At 68.6% G+C, this 12,543-nt stretch carries 15 protein-coding genes; 9 read left to right on the top strand and 6 right to left on the bottom strand.

Annotation, left to right across the window (positions count from 1 at the left end; translation table 11 throughout):
- Window positions 1-3: 3 nt before the first annotated feature.
- The 5 genes from HV798_RS09200 to HV798_RS09180 are packed head-to-tail and all read right to left on the bottom strand — an operon-like array spanning window position 4 to window position 2,755.
- Window positions 4-552 carry a COG4648 family protein gene (locus HV798_RS09200; RefSeq protein WP_175192517.1) on the bottom strand — a complete coding sequence of 183 codons (549 nt, stop codon included), beginning with the start codon at window positions 550-552 and terminating at the stop codon, window positions 4-6.
- Window positions 549-806, bottom strand: a complete 258-nt coding sequence (locus tag HV798_RS09195) for an acyl carrier protein (protein WP_025135429.1) — start codon at window positions 804-806, stop codon at window positions 549-551. The genes HV798_RS09200 and HV798_RS09195 overlap by 4 nt, the downstream gene beginning before the upstream one ends.
- 16 nt (window positions 807-822) lie before the next feature.
- Window positions 823-1,083, bottom strand: a complete 261-nt coding sequence (locus HV798_RS09190; protein ID WP_025135430.1) for a phosphopantetheine-binding protein — start codon at window positions 1,081-1,083, stop codon at window positions 823-825.
- A gap of 44 nt (window positions 1,084-1,127) precedes the next feature.
- Window positions 1,128-2,006 (bottom strand): lysophospholipid acyltransferase family protein, encoded by an 879-nt coding sequence (locus HV798_RS09185; RefSeq protein ID WP_246288655.1) that lies wholly within the window; start codon window positions 2,004-2,006, stop codon window positions 1,128-1,130.
- Window positions 2,003-2,755, bottom strand: coding sequence for a beta-ketoacyl synthase chain length factor (locus HV798_RS09180; protein ID WP_175192516.1), 753 nt, complete (start codon window positions 2,753-2,755; stop codon window positions 2,003-2,005). The genes HV798_RS09185 and HV798_RS09180 overlap by 4 nt, the downstream gene beginning before the upstream one ends.
- Before the next feature lie 134 nt (window positions 2,756-2,889).
- Between HV798_RS09180 and HV798_RS09175 the strand changes: the two genes are divergently transcribed.
- From HV798_RS09175 to HV798_RS09140, 8 genes are all read left to right on the top strand, one after another.
- Window positions 2,890-3,531 (top strand): 4'-phosphopantetheinyl transferase family protein, encoded by a 642-nt coding sequence (locus HV798_RS09175; RefSeq protein WP_246288653.1) that lies wholly within the window; start codon window positions 2,890-2,892, stop codon window positions 3,529-3,531.
- A gap of 111 nt (window positions 3,532-3,642) precedes the next feature.
- Entirely contained in the window at window positions 3,643-4,860 is a 1,218-nt protein-coding gene (gene hmpA, locus HV798_RS09170; protein ID WP_175192514.1) for an NO-inducible flavohemoprotein, read from the top strand.
- A 19-nt stretch (window positions 4,861-4,879) separates the two neighbouring features.
- Complete coding sequence (locus HV798_RS09165) at window positions 4,880-5,317, top strand: Rrf2 family transcriptional regulator (protein ID WP_175192513.1); 438 nt, start codon at window positions 4,880-4,882, stop codon at window positions 5,315-5,317.
- A 181-nt stretch (window positions 5,318-5,498) separates the two neighbouring features.
- Window positions 5,499-6,746: a D-amino acid dehydrogenase gene (locus HV798_RS09160; RefSeq protein ID WP_175192512.1), complete on the top strand. Its 1,248-nt coding sequence runs from the start codon at window positions 5,499-5,501 to the stop codon at window positions 6,744-6,746.
- Window positions 6,747-6,937: 191 nt separating this feature from the next.
- Complete coding sequence (locus HV798_RS09155; RefSeq protein WP_175192511.1) at window positions 6,938-7,852, top strand: DMT family transporter; 915 nt, start codon at window positions 6,938-6,940, stop codon at window positions 7,850-7,852.
- Window positions 7,853-7,942: 90 nt separating this feature from the next.
- Window positions 7,943-8,902, top strand: coding sequence for a proline dehydrogenase family protein (locus HV798_RS09150; RefSeq protein WP_175192510.1), 960 nt, complete (start codon window positions 7,943-7,945; stop codon window positions 8,900-8,902).
- Window positions 8,903-8,952: 50 nt separating this feature from the next.
- On the top strand, window positions 8,953-9,783 hold the full coding sequence (locus HV798_RS09145) for an AraC family transcriptional regulator (protein ID WP_175192509.1): 831 nt from the start codon (window positions 8,953-8,955) through the stop codon (window positions 9,781-9,783).
- 122 nt (window positions 9,784-9,905) lie between these two features.
- Entirely contained in the window at window positions 9,906-10,928 is a 1,023-nt protein-coding gene (locus HV798_RS09140) for an alpha/beta hydrolase family protein (protein ID WP_175192508.1), read from the top strand.
- Here the strand turns inward: HV798_RS09140 and HV798_RS09135 are convergent.
- Window positions 10,837-11,496 (bottom strand): flavodoxin family protein, encoded by a 660-nt coding sequence (locus HV798_RS09135; protein ID WP_175192507.1) that lies wholly within the window; start codon window positions 11,494-11,496, stop codon window positions 10,837-10,839. The two genes, HV798_RS09140 and HV798_RS09135, sit on opposite strands and share 92 nt — an antisense overlap.
- A 142-nt stretch (window positions 11,497-11,638) precedes the next feature.
- Between HV798_RS09135 and HV798_RS09130 the strand changes: the two genes are divergently transcribed.
- Window positions 11,639-12,532 carry a LysR substrate-binding domain-containing protein gene (locus tag HV798_RS09130; RefSeq protein ID WP_175192506.1) on the top strand — a complete coding sequence of 298 codons (894 nt, stop codon included), beginning with the start codon at window positions 11,639-11,641 and terminating at the stop codon, window positions 12,530-12,532.
- Window positions 12,533-12,543 lie beyond the last annotated feature (11 nt).

Genomic DNA, 12,543 nt, shown 5'->3' with positions numbered 1-12,543 from the left:
CGCTCAAACCGCCTTTGCCGCAGCGGGCCGCAACAGCCATTCGCCGCCCAGCAGCAGGCCCATCAGCGCATAGCTGATGGCGCCGTTGTAGGCCGTCCACCAGGTCCAGGGGGCCCAGGCCGCCAGGGCGGCCGCGATGGCGCCGTTGAGGGCGAAAAACCCGCACCAGACCTGCGTGACCTTGCGCGTGTAGCGCACGCCGGCCTCGGGCAGATCGGGGTGGCGCAGCCGCGCCAGGCGTTCGATGACCGGCCGGCCCTGGCGCAGGCTGGCGCCGAACACGGCCAGCAGCATGGCGTTGATCATCACCGGGTACCAGCGCAGCCAGTCTTGCGAATTCGATACCGCCAGCACCAGGCAGAACGCCACGGCGGCCAGCGGCAAGAGGCGCCCGCCGGGCGTGTCGGCGCCGCGCGTCAGGGCGCGCGCCAGCCACAGCAGGGCCAGCGGCAGCGCCAGCCAGGCCGCGTCGACCCGCCCCAGCGTCGCATGCACGACGAAGGGGTAGGCCAGACCGGCTACGGCCAGTGCGGGCGCCGCGCCTCGCATCATGCGGCGGCGTCCTGCTGCTTCTTGCAGATGGCCTGCACCACGTCTTCGACCGTGCGCACGCTGCGGAAGTCGTTGGCGTCGAGCTTGCGGCCCGTCTGGCGGCGCACGTGGTCGATCAGGTCGATGGCATCGATGCTGTCGATTTCCAGGTCGGTGTACAGGTTGGCCTCTGGCGTGATGCGCTCGGGTTCGATCTCGAACAGTTCGCTGAGCGCATCGCGCAGCGTGTCGAAGATTTCGTCGCGGGTGTGCATAGTCAACTCCAATGCCTTAGTTGCGGCGCTGGGCCGCGACGAATTCGGCCAGGTTGGCAATGCTGGCGAAGTGCTCGCGCATGTTGCGCGTTTCGGGGTCGATCGTGATGCCGTAGCGCTTTTGCAGCGCCAGGCCCAATTCCAGCGCATCGACGGAATCCAGCCCCAGGCCGTCGCCGAACAGATGGGCCTCGCGGTCGATGTCGTCGGGCGTGATGTCTTCCAGGCCCAGGGATTCAATGACGAGCGTCTTGAGCTCGGTTTCCAGTTGATTCATCCAGCTTGCACTCCACTTGCGGCGCGGTTCGCGCTTGTTCGTTATCAGGCGTGTTCGTTATCGGTCTTGGCGGCCGGGAAGATGGCTGCCGGCGTTGAGTCAGGCCCCGCGATGCCGCTGGACGCATCGCGCGTCAGTTCGGCTTCGAAATAGGCGTGCAGGTAGTCGTTCATCTTGCGCCCGGCGATGGGCAGCGGGTGCGCATTGGACCATGTTGCCGGATCAATGTCTTCGCCAACCTGAATGACATAGCGCATGCGGCACGGCGGGATGCGATACCAGGGTTCGCCCTTGGTCAGGCTGCGCGGATTCATGCGGATGACCACCGGCGTCACCACGCGGGCGCCGCGCAACGCGATGGCGCAGGCGCCGCGGTGAAACTGCGGCAGGCGGTCGGGCGGCGTGCGGGTGCCTTCGGGGAAGACGATCAGGGTTTCGCCGTTGCGCAGCACGTCGGCCGCGCGGTCGAACATGTCGAAGCTTTCATCGTTGGTGATGTAGCCGGCGTTGCTGATGGGGCCGCGCGTGAACGGGTTGGTCGCCAGGCCGTGCTTGACGATGCAGTTGGCGTTCTTGACATGGCCCACCAGAAACACCACGTCGAGCAGTGACGGGTGATTGGCCAGGATCATCTGGCCGGGCTTGCCCAGGCGTTCGGCGCCCTTGAATTCGACCGTCAGGATGCCCACCCGCACCATGAAGCGGATGAAGAAGCGGAACGTGCCGTTCAGGGCCCAGCGCGCGCGGCGCTGGCGGTCGGCGGCATTGCCGGGGATCAGGCGCTGCGGCGGGAACACCACCAGGCGCAGCAGCAGTCCGCCCAGGCCGAACATCGTGAAGGCCATGCCGGTGGCGATCAGGCGCCAGAGCCAGAAGTCCTGGCGTGCGACGGCGGGAGCGGGGGAAAGAGGCGAGGGCGTCATGCCGAGCGGGTCCAGAGCCATTGGCGGGCGTGGTTTGCGTGCCGCCAGGTGGGGGTGTGCAACGCCAGGTGGCGCAGCAGGTTCAGCGTATTGGGCCAGGGCTGCGACGCACCGGCGCCGGACGCATCGGTGGCAGCCTTGGCGGACAAGGCCGGGCGCGCGGCCGCTTCGAGCCGCCAATCGGTACCGGCGCGCAGGCGGAAGGCGGCCGCGTACGAGAAGGGCACGTCGTCGATCCAGGGCGCATACGGCGCGGGAGGGCGTTCTTCGGCCAGCACCACCAGCACGTCGGCGTGGCCGTCGGCCAGCAGCAGCCCGGCTTCCAGGAAAGCGTGTTCCAATCCGTCGTCTTCGACCGACAGGGCCACGGATTCGGTGGTTTCGCGGCGTATGATCGACCACTGTCCGGCGATGGCGTTGTGCACCGACAGGCCGAAGGCGGTGGGCGACAGCGGTTCGCCGGCAGCCAGGGATTGCAGCAGGCCGAAATTGCGAGTGGTCTCGCCATGGCGCGAGGCAAATACCAGCGGCATGGGGGCGTGGCCATCAGCCACCGGCCAGGCGCATTCGAACACCGAGCGCGCCATCGGGGTCAGGCGACGGCGCTGCATCGGAGGCAGGAATTCCAGGCGGGGCGGGCAGGTTTCGCCAACGGGACAATAAGGATGTTCAGCCCAATGCTTCCAGCTGCTCGCGTCTTCAATACCCGATGTCCAACCCTGCCACTGCGCGATTGAGAAGGTCAGCATAAGCGCGCGATATTACTATGATCGTAAATAGGTGAATTGTTTTTAGACGTTACTAAGATCTTGTTAACGGCACGTATTTGCCATTTTGAAATATCAATTTGTTACTAAACGGCGTGGGTAATCGGGAACTTGCCTTGTGGTGGGCCAGCCAAAGCGCCGCCCATCAATACCGGCCTGAGCAGCTATCCGCCGACGACGCTCGCCGCGCCCCAGCCATCCGCTCGGCCAAGGCCTGGCTTGACTGGCGCGTCAGCCGCGCGCTGCTGCAAGACGTGCGCGCCGCCAGCGCCGGGCCCCACGCGCTGTCGCTGAGCCATAGTGGCGGCCACGCCCTGTGCGCGCAGGCGCCGGCCGGCCAGGCCGTCGGCGCCGACCTGGAACGCCTGCGGCCACGCGATCTCGACGCCCTGGCCGGCTGGGTGTGCAGCGACACCGAACGCGCCTGGCTGCAGGACGCGGCCATGCCGTTGCGGCAGACGCGCTTCTACCTGCTCTGGACCCTGAAAGAAGCCTTCATCAAAGCCGCCGGGCTGGATTTTCCGGCGGACATGGCCTCGGTCGGCCTGGCGCCCCAGCCGGCGGGCCAACCGGCGCTGCGCCCGCCGCCCGGGCGCTGGCGGGCGGCGGTCTGGCAACTGGGCGACGATTGGGTCGCGGCTGCCGCCTGGCAGATCGCCGCGGGCGCACCGGACCCGGGTATCGACTGGCGCGCGGCGGCCGGCTGCGAGCTGCCGCCGCTGCGGCCATTGGGCCAATGGGAGGGCGGTGCCGGCTGAACCGCATCAGGCAGTTTTGCCTCGCGCATTTAAAGATGTATTATTAATGCATGTTTAAAATCGGATGTCCGGCAACCCCGCCGGATCCATCCGCAGCGCAAGGAGCAGTCGATGTTGAGCCCGCAGATCCGCGCCCTGGTCAAGGCCACGGCCCCCGTCCTGAAGACCCATGGGGTGGCGTTGACCCGCCATTTCTACGCCCGCATGTTCGACGGCAACCCCGAACTCAAGCACGTCTTCAACCAGGGGCACCAGGCCGGCGGCGAACAGCAGCAGGCGCTGGCCGGCGCGGTGGCCGCCTATGCCGAGCACATCGACGACCCGTCGGTGCTGGCGCCGGTGGTGACGCGCATCGTGCACAAGCACGTCAGCCTGGGTATCCGCCCCGAGCATTACCCGATCGTGGGCCGCCACCTGCTGGCGTCCATCCGCGAGGTGCTGGGCGAGGCCGCCACCGATGAACTGGTGGACGCCTGGGCGGCCGCCTATGGCCAGCTGGCCGACATGCTGATTGCCGAAGAGGCCCGCCTGTACGCGGATTCGGCGGCCAAGCCGGGCGGCTGGACCGGCTGGCGCGCCTTCCGCGTGGTGGGCAAACAGCCCGAAAGCGCGGACATCACCTCGTTCTACCTGGCGCCGGCCGACGGTGGCACGGTGCCCGACTACCGTCCCGGCCAATATGTGTCGGTGCGCATCTTCGTTCCCGAACTGGGCCTCATGCAGCCGCGCCAATACAGCCTGTCGGACGCGCCGGGGCAGGACCGCCTGCGCATTTCCGTCAAGCGCGAACCCGCGGGCGCAGAGACGCCTGCCGGCCGCGTTTCCAACGCGCTGCATGACCGCCTGCAGGAAGGCGGCGTGCTGGACGTGGCCCCGCCGCAGGGGGATTTCCACCTGCGCGCAGACAACGCCGCGCCGGTGGTGCTGGTCAGCGGCGGGGTGGGCCTGACGCCTATGATGTCGATGCTGAACCACCTGGTGGCCACCGACGATCCGCGCCAGATCCGCTTCGTGCACGGCTGTCGCAATGGCGCGGTGCATGCCATGAAAGACCACGTGAACGCAGTGGCCGCCGCGCGCGGCAACGTGCGCAAAGCGGTGTTCTACGAAGAAGTCGCCAGCGGCGACCAGCCGGGGCGCGACTACGACCATGCCGGCCGCGTCGACCTGCGCGCCATCCGCGACCAGGCCATCGTGCCGGACGCCGACTACTACCTGTGCGGCCCGGCCGGCTTCATGCGGGCCCAGCGTGAGACGCTGCTGGCCCTGGGGGTGGCGGCGGACCGAATCCACGCCGAGGCCTTCGGCAGTGGCGGCGCACCCGCCTGACCGGTGTATCCTGGCGCCCATGCAACTGACCCGATTCACCGACTTCGGCCTGCGCGTCCTGATGTACCTGACGCAATGCCGCGACCGGCCCGCGGCGGTCACCATTCCGGAGATCGCCGCGCGCTTTGATGTGTCGCGCAACCACCTGGTCAAGGTGGTGCACTTCATGTCGCAGCGCGGCTGGGTCAGCACGTCGCGCGGCAAGGGCGGCGGCTTGGCGCTGGCGCATCCGCCGGGGCAGTACCGGTTGGGCGACCTGGTGCGCGAACTGGAACAGCAGGGCCCCCTGATCGACTGCCGCGAGCCGCCCTGTGCGCTGGACGGCGCCTGCCGCCTGGCGGGCGTGCTGGCGCAGACGCTGCAAGCCTTCTACGAGGCGCTCAACGGCCATACGCTGGCCGACCTGGTGCGCGACCCGACGGCCGCCGCCATCATCAAGCTGCATCGCGCGGCGTAGGCCTGCGCCTGTCGCGGCGGACGGCCGGCCTTGTTGTCCGCGGGTTGTCAGTCGCTTGGGCCGGGTCGCGCCCGCCAGGCCCATGAGCCTGGGTTATGGCCACCCCGAACCTGGTGATTTGCTACCGTTCGTCTCACCCTCCAGAATAGAAAGGTTGCCAATCTTTTATTTGGATGCAGGTATGCGCGTGTGCGTAATCGGGGCCGGGGTGGTGGGCGTGACGTCGGCCTATTTCCTGGCGCGCCAGGGACATGACGTGGTGCTGGTGGACGCGCATGCCCATCCGGCCGAGGTGTCCAGCTATGCCAATGGCGGCCAGCTCAGCTACAGCTACGTGGCGCCGCTGGCCGGGCCAGGGGTGCTGCCCAGTGTGCCCGGCTGGCTGCTGCGCAACGATTCGCCGCTGCGCTTTCGCCCGCGGCTGGACCCCCACCAATGGCGTTGGAGCCTGCAATTCGCGCTGGCCTGCCGCGCGTCGGTGGCGCGCGATTCCACCGCGCAACTGCTGGCGCTGTCGTATCTGAGCCGCGACGCCATGCACACCCTGCTGGAACAGGAAAACCTGGAATTCGGCCATCTCAAGAATGGCAAGCTGATTGCCTACCGCAGCGCGGCCTTGCTGGACAAGGCGCGCGCGCTGGTGGCCTACCAGGCCGCCCACGGGTCCGACCAGCAGGTGCTGGATGCCGCCCAGACGCTGGCGCGCGAACCCGCGCTGGCCGGCATGGGCGCCAGCCTGGCGGGCGCCGTCTACACGCCCAGCGAAGAGGCGGGCGATTGCCGCCAGTTCACGCAGGCCCTGTTCGACCGCCTGCAAGGCCTGGCCAATGTGCAGTGCGCCATGTCCAACCCGGTGTCGGGCCTGCAACGGGAAGGCCGCCGCATCGTGGCCGTGCACACCCGCGACGGCGACATCGGCGCGGACGCCATCGTGCTGGCCACCGGCATCGGTACGCGCGACCTGCTGCGGCCGCTGGGCCACGACGTGCCCTTGTATCCGCTGAAGGGCTACAGCCTGACCGTGCCGCTGGCGGGCGACGACACCGTGGCGCCGCGCATCAGCGTCACCGACTACGAACGCCGCATCGTCTACGCCCGCGTCGGCGGGGTGTTGCGCATTGCCGCCATGGTCGACATCGGCAGCGGCAACGCCGACATCGACCCGGTGCGCATCGCGCTGCTCAAGCGCCAGGTGGCCGAAGCCTTTCCGGCGCTGGACCTGGGGCAGGCCATTCCCTGGGCCGGCCTGCGTCCGGCCACGCCCACGGGCAAGCCGCTGATCGGCCGCAGCCCGGCCGCGGACAACCTGTGGCTGAACATCGGCCAGGGCGCGCTGGGCTTCACCCTGGCCTGCGGCAGCGCGGCGCTGCTGACGGCGCGCATGGCGGGGTTGCAGGCGCCGCTGGACGAGGCGATGTTCCGGCCCTGACCGCGGCGCGATCCTGGCTGGCGTCGCCGCCTCGTGACGGCGGGGCTGGCGAAATGTCCATTTCAAGATAGTCTGTGCCAGTTCATCGGCAGACGGGCGCGCGGGCGCTCAATAGGATGGCGGTCATCTGCGGGTCGGGCGTGCGCCCGGCCAGCGGATGTGCCGATTCCCCTCCTGCGAGTGAACTCATCATGTCCTACCTGTTTCCATTGTTCGCCATCCTGTTCTGGGCGGGCAATGTCATCGTCTCCAAGATGGCCGCCAGCGCCATCTCGCCCACCGCCATCACCTTCTACCGGCTGATCCTGGCGCTGGCGATCATGAGTCTGTTCACGGCCGTGCCCGCCTGGCGCAACCGCAAGACCATCCTGCGTCACTGGCCCAAGCTGGCGCTGTACGGTGCGCTGTCGTCGGCCTTGTTCCAGGCCCTGTCGTACCGCGCCGCTGAAACCACCACTGCCACCAACATGGCCATCCTGACCGCGCTGATTCCGCTGCTGAGCATGCTGCTCAGCGTGGTGATCCTGCGCGATCCGCTGACGCTGGGCATGGCGGCCGGGGGCGCGCTGTCGTTCCTGGGGCTGCTCTACCTGGTGGGGCAGGGCGACATGCTCAGCGTGTTCCAGCACGGCATCCACGTGGGCGACGGCCTGATGCTGCTGGCGGCGTTTTCCTATGCGCTGTACGGCGTGCTGCTGCGCCACTGGAAGGTGCCGGTGCCGGCGTGGCAGTCCACCTTCGTGCAGTCGATCTTTGCGTTGTTGTACATGCTGCCGCTGTACCTGCGGGTGCCGGCAGCGCAGGCGGCGCTGGACATGAAGACGATTCCGTTGATCCTGTATGCCGGCATCTTCTCGTCGGTGCTGCTGTCGTTCCTGTGGATCGAAGGCGTGCATCGCCTGGGGCCCAACCGCTGCAGCATCTTCATCAACCTGCTGCCGCTGTTCACCGCGCTGGCCGCCTTCGTGTTGCTGCGCGAGCAACTGCACGGCTATCACCTGCTGGGCGGCGCGGTGACGCTGGCCGGGGTGTTGCTGGCGCAGACGGTGCAGCGGCCCTTGTTCGGCCGCGGCCGGGCGGCGGGGCTGGCCGCCGGCAAGGTCTGACGCAATCGGTTCTGGCCGCGCGGGATTCACTCCTGTTCAAGACAGGTCCGCGCGGCCCTTCCATAGTGGCGCTTTTCGCACGGAGCGCCCATGAGCCTATTCCAGAAAACCGCCATCACGCTGGCGCGCAGCCCGGGCATCGGCCGGGCCATGCGCGGCCTGGCCGCCCGGACCTCGCTGGCGCGGCGCTTCGTCGGCGGCGCCGACATCGACCAGGCCGTGCGCACCGCGGTCCGGCTGCGCGAAGCGCATGGCATCCGCGCGTCCTTGTTCTACCTGGGCGAATACGTGGCCGACCCGGCCGCCATCGAACACAACGTGGGCCAGGCGATCGAGGCGGCAACGGCCCTGGGCCAGGCGGGGCTGGATGTGCACGTCTCCATCGACCCCACCGCCATCGGCTACATGCGCGACGACGCGCTGGGCGCTGGCAATGCGCGGCGCATCGCCGACCGCGCGCGCCAGGCGGCCGGCGGCGGCCGCGATTGGGTGGTGCTGGACATGGAAGATTCGGCCATCCGCGACCGCACCTGCGCGCTGCATCGCACGCTGCTGGCGGCAGGCCTGCCCATCGGCCTGACCTTGCAGGCGCGACGCCGCCGCACCCCCGAAGACCTGGCCTGGGCGATCGGCCAGCGCACCTCGCTGCGGTTGGTGAAGGGCGCCTTTCCGGAACGCGCGCTGGACCATCCGGGCCGCGCCGCCATCGACCACGCCTATCTGGACAGCGCGTCCATCATGTTGTCGCCCGCCGCGCGCGCGGCCGGCTTTCTGCCGGTGTTCGGCACCCACGACGACCGCCTGGCCGGCGCCATCATGGCGCTGGCCCGCGAGCGCGGCTGGGCGCCCGATGCCTTTGAGTTCGAGATGCTCTACGGCGTGCGGCCCGACTGGCAACTGGCGCTGCGCCGGCTGGGCTATAACGTCAGGGTGTATCTGCCGTTCGGCGCCGACTGGTGGCCCTATGCCATCCGCCGGGTGGGCGAAAATCCCCGCAATGCCTGGCTGCTGGCGCGGTCGCTGGCGTCGCAGGCCGACTATTTCGGATAGCCGCCATCATCCTCACGGCGGTGTGCCCTGTTTTTCCTGGCGGTCTTTCGATGGCGGTTTCCCAACATATCTGGCATTGCGGCGCGGGCCTGCCCGGCGACGTGCTGATTGCCGACCTGCGCGCCTACCGCTTCGACGCCCACTTTCACGACGCCTGGTCCATCGGCGCCATCGCCCGGGGGCGCTGTACCTTCACCGTGCGCGGCGACGCCTTCGAGGCGGGCGAGGGCGACCTGGTGGTGATCGCACCCGGGCAGGTGCATACCGGCGGCACCTCGGCGGGCTTGCTGGCGTACCGCATGGCGTATATCGAGCCGGCCTGGTTTCGGGACCATGCGTGGGCCTTGCGTGAGAACGGCCTGGCGTTGCCGGGGCCGGTTATCCGCGACGCAGCGCTGTGCGATCAATGGCTGGCGGCGCTGGCGCCGGATGAAACCGACGACGCCGTGCGCCGCGGCCGCTTGTCGGCGGCGTTGTTCGCGTTGTTGGCCGCGCATGGGCAGCCGGTGGGCGAGGCGATGGACAGGGGCAAGGCAACGGGTTCGACCGAGCCGGATGTCTGTGCGCTGCTGTTCGAACGCATGCGATCCGATCCGGCCTGCGCGCCGGACCTGGAGGCGCTGGCGCGGGCCGAAGGCAAGCACCGCAGCACGCTGGTCAAGCAGTTCGCGCGGCGCTATGGCCTGCCGCCGCAGGCCTGGCTGCGCAACTGGCGAGTGGCGCGCGCCCGTGCGCTGCTGCGTGGCGGCTTGCCTTTGGCGCAGGCCGCGGCGGCGGTCGGGTTCGCGGACCAGGCCCATCTGACGCGGGTATTCAAGCAGGTCTACGGCAGTCCGCCGGGGGTGATGAACCGGTCGGCCGCCCGCGCAATGGGGCTATAGGCATTCCTATAAATCATGTGATGAGCAACGAATAATCGGTTGAATCGGGTGTTTTCTCCGGATTTAATCGAGTTGTTCGCCAGGTTTCTTTGCTTGATCGATTGATAGAAAGGAATGTGAAAATGGAAGCTCAACGCATCACCTTGAGCGCCGCGGACGGGGTGGCGCTGGGCGGCTATATGTGGCGCCATGCGGATGCGGCCGCGAGCGGTGCCGATCCAGAGGCGGCCGGGTTCGACGCCATCCGGCCTGATGAAGATCAGCCTGATGACGCTGAACCTGGGGTAGCCCGGCGGCCCGTCGTCGTCATCAACGCGGCCACTTCCGTGCGCTGCCGCTACTACGCCCGCTTCGCCGCCTACCTGTACCAGCACGGCTTTGACGTCGTCACCTACGACTACCGCGGCATCGGCGAGTCGCGTCCGGACTCCTTGCGCGGCTTCCAGGCCTCGTGGATGGACTGGGGCGAGCAGGACTTCGAAGCGGTGCTGCGCTTTGTCGCGGCGCATTTTCCAGGCCAGCCCGTGGACGTGGTGGCGCACAGCATCGGCGGCTTCGTCACGGGCCTGGCGCCGTCCGCGCAGGGCTTGCGCCGCATCTTCACCATGGGTGCGCAATACGCCTACTGGCGCGATTACGCCGCAGGGCATCGCCTGCGCATGCTGGCCAAATGGCACGTGGCCATGCCGCTGCTGGCCGCCAGCCTGGGCTACTTCCCGGGACGCCGGCTGGGCTGGCTGGAAGACACGCCGCGCGGCGTGGTGCGGGACTGGAGCTTCATGGGCCCGCGCTTCGAGACGCGCGGCGGGCCGGCGGGCGCACGCCGCGTAGCCGCGATGGCGGCGGTCACGGCGCCCATCCTGGCGTTGAGCGTGACCGACGACGAATTCGGCACCGAAGCCGCCATCGGCCGGCTGCTGGGCTATTTCACGGGTAGCGCGCGCACCCATCTGCGGCTGGCCCCCGCCTCGCTGGGGCTGGACGGCATCGGCCATTTCGCCTTCTTCCACGAACGTTTCCGCGACTCGCTCTGGCCCATCGCCCTGGGGTGGCTTACGCGGGGCGAGCGTCGTCTGGCGGGGGCGACCCCCATACGTTGCGACTGCGTGGCGTCTCTAACCGGTAGTCCGAGTATTTCCGCGTGAAGAACTCGGCGCCCAGGGTTTCGGCGGCCTGCAGCGGGCGGCGCGGGTCTGCCGCGATCTCGCCGCGGCTGTTGCCCGACCCGTGCACGCAGCCGACGAAGTCCGCGTGCGTGTAGCGGGCAAATTCCTGCAACTGGTGCACCACGCCTAGCACCGCGCCAGGATAGGTCTCTTCCGACGCCACAGCCAGGCCCAGGCGCTTGCCGGCCATGGCGGCCTTGACCCGTTCCGGTTCCGGGCCAGTGCCGGCGTAATGCGTGAACGAGCGGTCAAAGAACGCCTTGGTCTGGGCCGACATGCCATACCAGTACAGCGGCGTGCAGAACAACACGCCGTCGGCGGGCAGGTAGTGGTCCAGGAACAATTCGGCATAGCGGTCATCGGGCGCCGACGCGCGGCGCAGGTCGGGCAGAAAGCCCTGGATGTAGTCGTCCAGGAACAGCAGCGTGGCGGACGTGCCCGCCGCTTGCGCGCCGCGTCGGGCGGCGGCGCCCAGGGCGGCGCTGTTGCCGTCCCGGCGCGGGCTGCCTGCCAGGATCAACAACTTCAACTGATGATTTGAATTCATGTTCAGTGCCTCGAATGAAGGAAAGGTGGGCGGGCCGGCAAAGCCACCCCGACCGTGGACTAAATGTAGGCACCTGCCCGGGCCGCGACAAACGAGCATTTCTCGCCTACGATGAATTGAATTCATCTACGAGGGCCTCCTCATGTTTGCCTCGTTGCCCGTCACGGCGCTGCGCACGTTCGAAGCCGCCGCGCGACTGCGCAGCTTCAAGCTGGCCGCAGCCGAGCTGTCCGTCACGCCCACGGCGGTGTCGCACCAGATCAAGGCGCTGGAGCGCCATGCGGGGGTGGCGTTGTTCGACCGCGTGCCGCAGGGCGTGCGACTGACCGACAGCGGCGCGCGCCTGTTCGCCAGCGCGCACGGCGCCTTGCTCGATATTGCGCAGACGCTTGACGCCCTGCGCCCGGCCAGCGCGGCGGGGACGCTGACGCTGTCCACCACCCATTCCTTCGCGGCGTTGTGGCTGGTGCCGCGGCTGGGGCGCTTCTACCAGGCGTATCCGCAGTACCAATTGCGCCTGTCGGCCCAGGCCGAAACCATCGACCTGCTGCAGGACGCCAGCGTCGACGTGGCGATCCGCTACAGCAGCCGGCGCTATCCGGCGCTGCACGCGGCCTGCGCATTGCAGGAATGGTTTGGCGTCTATGGCGCGCCGGCGGTGGTGGCGCAGGCGCAGCGCGCGGGCCGAACCCGGCCCGCGCTGGTGACCGTGCGCTGGCGCGACTCCGCGCTGTATGAAGACGGCTGGCAGCAATGGTGCGCGGCGGCCGGGCTGCCGGCGTGGCGCAAGCCGGCAGCGGTACACGCCTATGAGGAAGAACACTACGCGCTACAGGCCGCCATTGCAGGGCAGGGGCTGGTGCTGGCCAGCTCGGTGATGGTGTCCGACAGCGTCAAGGCCGGCACGCTGGTGCCGTTGCTGCCCCAGGTCAGCGTGCCGGGGGCCGCCTACACCGCCCTGTGCGCGCCGGGGCGGGAACGGCATCCGCCGGTCAAGGCGTTCCTGGCATGGTTGCGGCAGGAATTCAAGGGCTAAGGTCCGGAGGG

Source organism: Achromobacter deleyi (genome assembly GCF_902859705.1).
Classification (GTDB): domain Bacteria; phylum Pseudomonadota; class Gammaproteobacteria; order Burkholderiales; family Burkholderiaceae_B; genus Achromobacter; species Achromobacter deleyi.
Note: the sequence above shows the minus strand (reverse complement) of the source record. Positions and strands in the feature narration are given on the sequence as shown.

Excerpts from the sequence above, each read along its gene's own strand:
- hmpA (WP_175192514.1), top strand. The coding sequence starts at position 3,643 with ATGTTGAGCCCGCAGATCCGCGCCCTGGTCAAGGCCACGGCCCCCGTC.
- HV798_RS09135 (WP_175192507.1), bottom strand. The coding sequence starts at position 11,496 with ATGAATTCAAATCATCAGTTGAAGTTGTTGATCCTGGCAGGCAGCCCG.
- HV798_RS09150 (WP_175192510.1), top strand. The coding sequence starts at position 7,943 with ATGAGCCTATTCCAGAAAACCGCCATCACGCTGGCGCGCAGCCCGGGC.
- HV798_RS09195 (WP_025135429.1), bottom strand. The coding sequence starts at position 806 with ATGCACACCCGCGACGAAATCTTCGACACGCTGCGCGATGCGCTCAGC.
- HV798_RS09155 (WP_175192511.1), top strand. The coding sequence starts at position 6,938 with ATGTCCTACCTGTTTCCATTGTTCGCCATCCTGTTCTGGGCGGGCAAT.
- HV798_RS09130 (WP_175192506.1), top strand. The coding sequence starts at position 11,639 with ATGTTTGCCTCGTTGCCCGTCACGGCGCTGCGCACGTTCGAAGCCGCC.
- HV798_RS09190 (WP_025135430.1), bottom strand. The coding sequence starts at position 1,083 with ATGAATCAACTGGAAACCGAGCTCAAGACGCTCGTCATTGAATCCCTG.
- HV798_RS09185 (WP_246288655.1), bottom strand. The coding sequence starts at position 2,006 with ATGACGCCCTCGCCTCTTTCCCCCGCTCCCGCCGTCGCACGCCAGGAC.
- HV798_RS09145 (WP_175192509.1), top strand. The coding sequence starts at position 8,953 with ATGGCGGTTTCCCAACATATCTGGCATTGCGGCGCGGGCCTGCCCGGC.
- HV798_RS09165 (WP_175192513.1), top strand. The coding sequence starts at position 4,880 with ATGCAACTGACCCGATTCACCGACTTCGGCCTGCGCGTCCTGATGTAC.
- HV798_RS09160 (WP_175192512.1), top strand. The coding sequence starts at position 5,499 with ATGCGCGTGTGCGTAATCGGGGCCGGGGTGGTGGGCGTGACGTCGGCC.
- HV798_RS09200 (WP_175192517.1), bottom strand. The coding sequence starts at position 552 with ATGATGCGAGGCGCGGCGCCCGCACTGGCCGTAGCCGGTCTGGCCTAC.
- HV798_RS09180 (WP_175192516.1), bottom strand. The coding sequence starts at position 2,755 with ATGCTGACCTTCTCAATCGCGCAGTGGCAGGGTTGGACATCGGGTATT.
- HV798_RS09140 (WP_175192508.1), top strand. The coding sequence starts at position 9,906 with ATGGAAGCTCAACGCATCACCTTGAGCGCCGCGGACGGGGTGGCGCTG.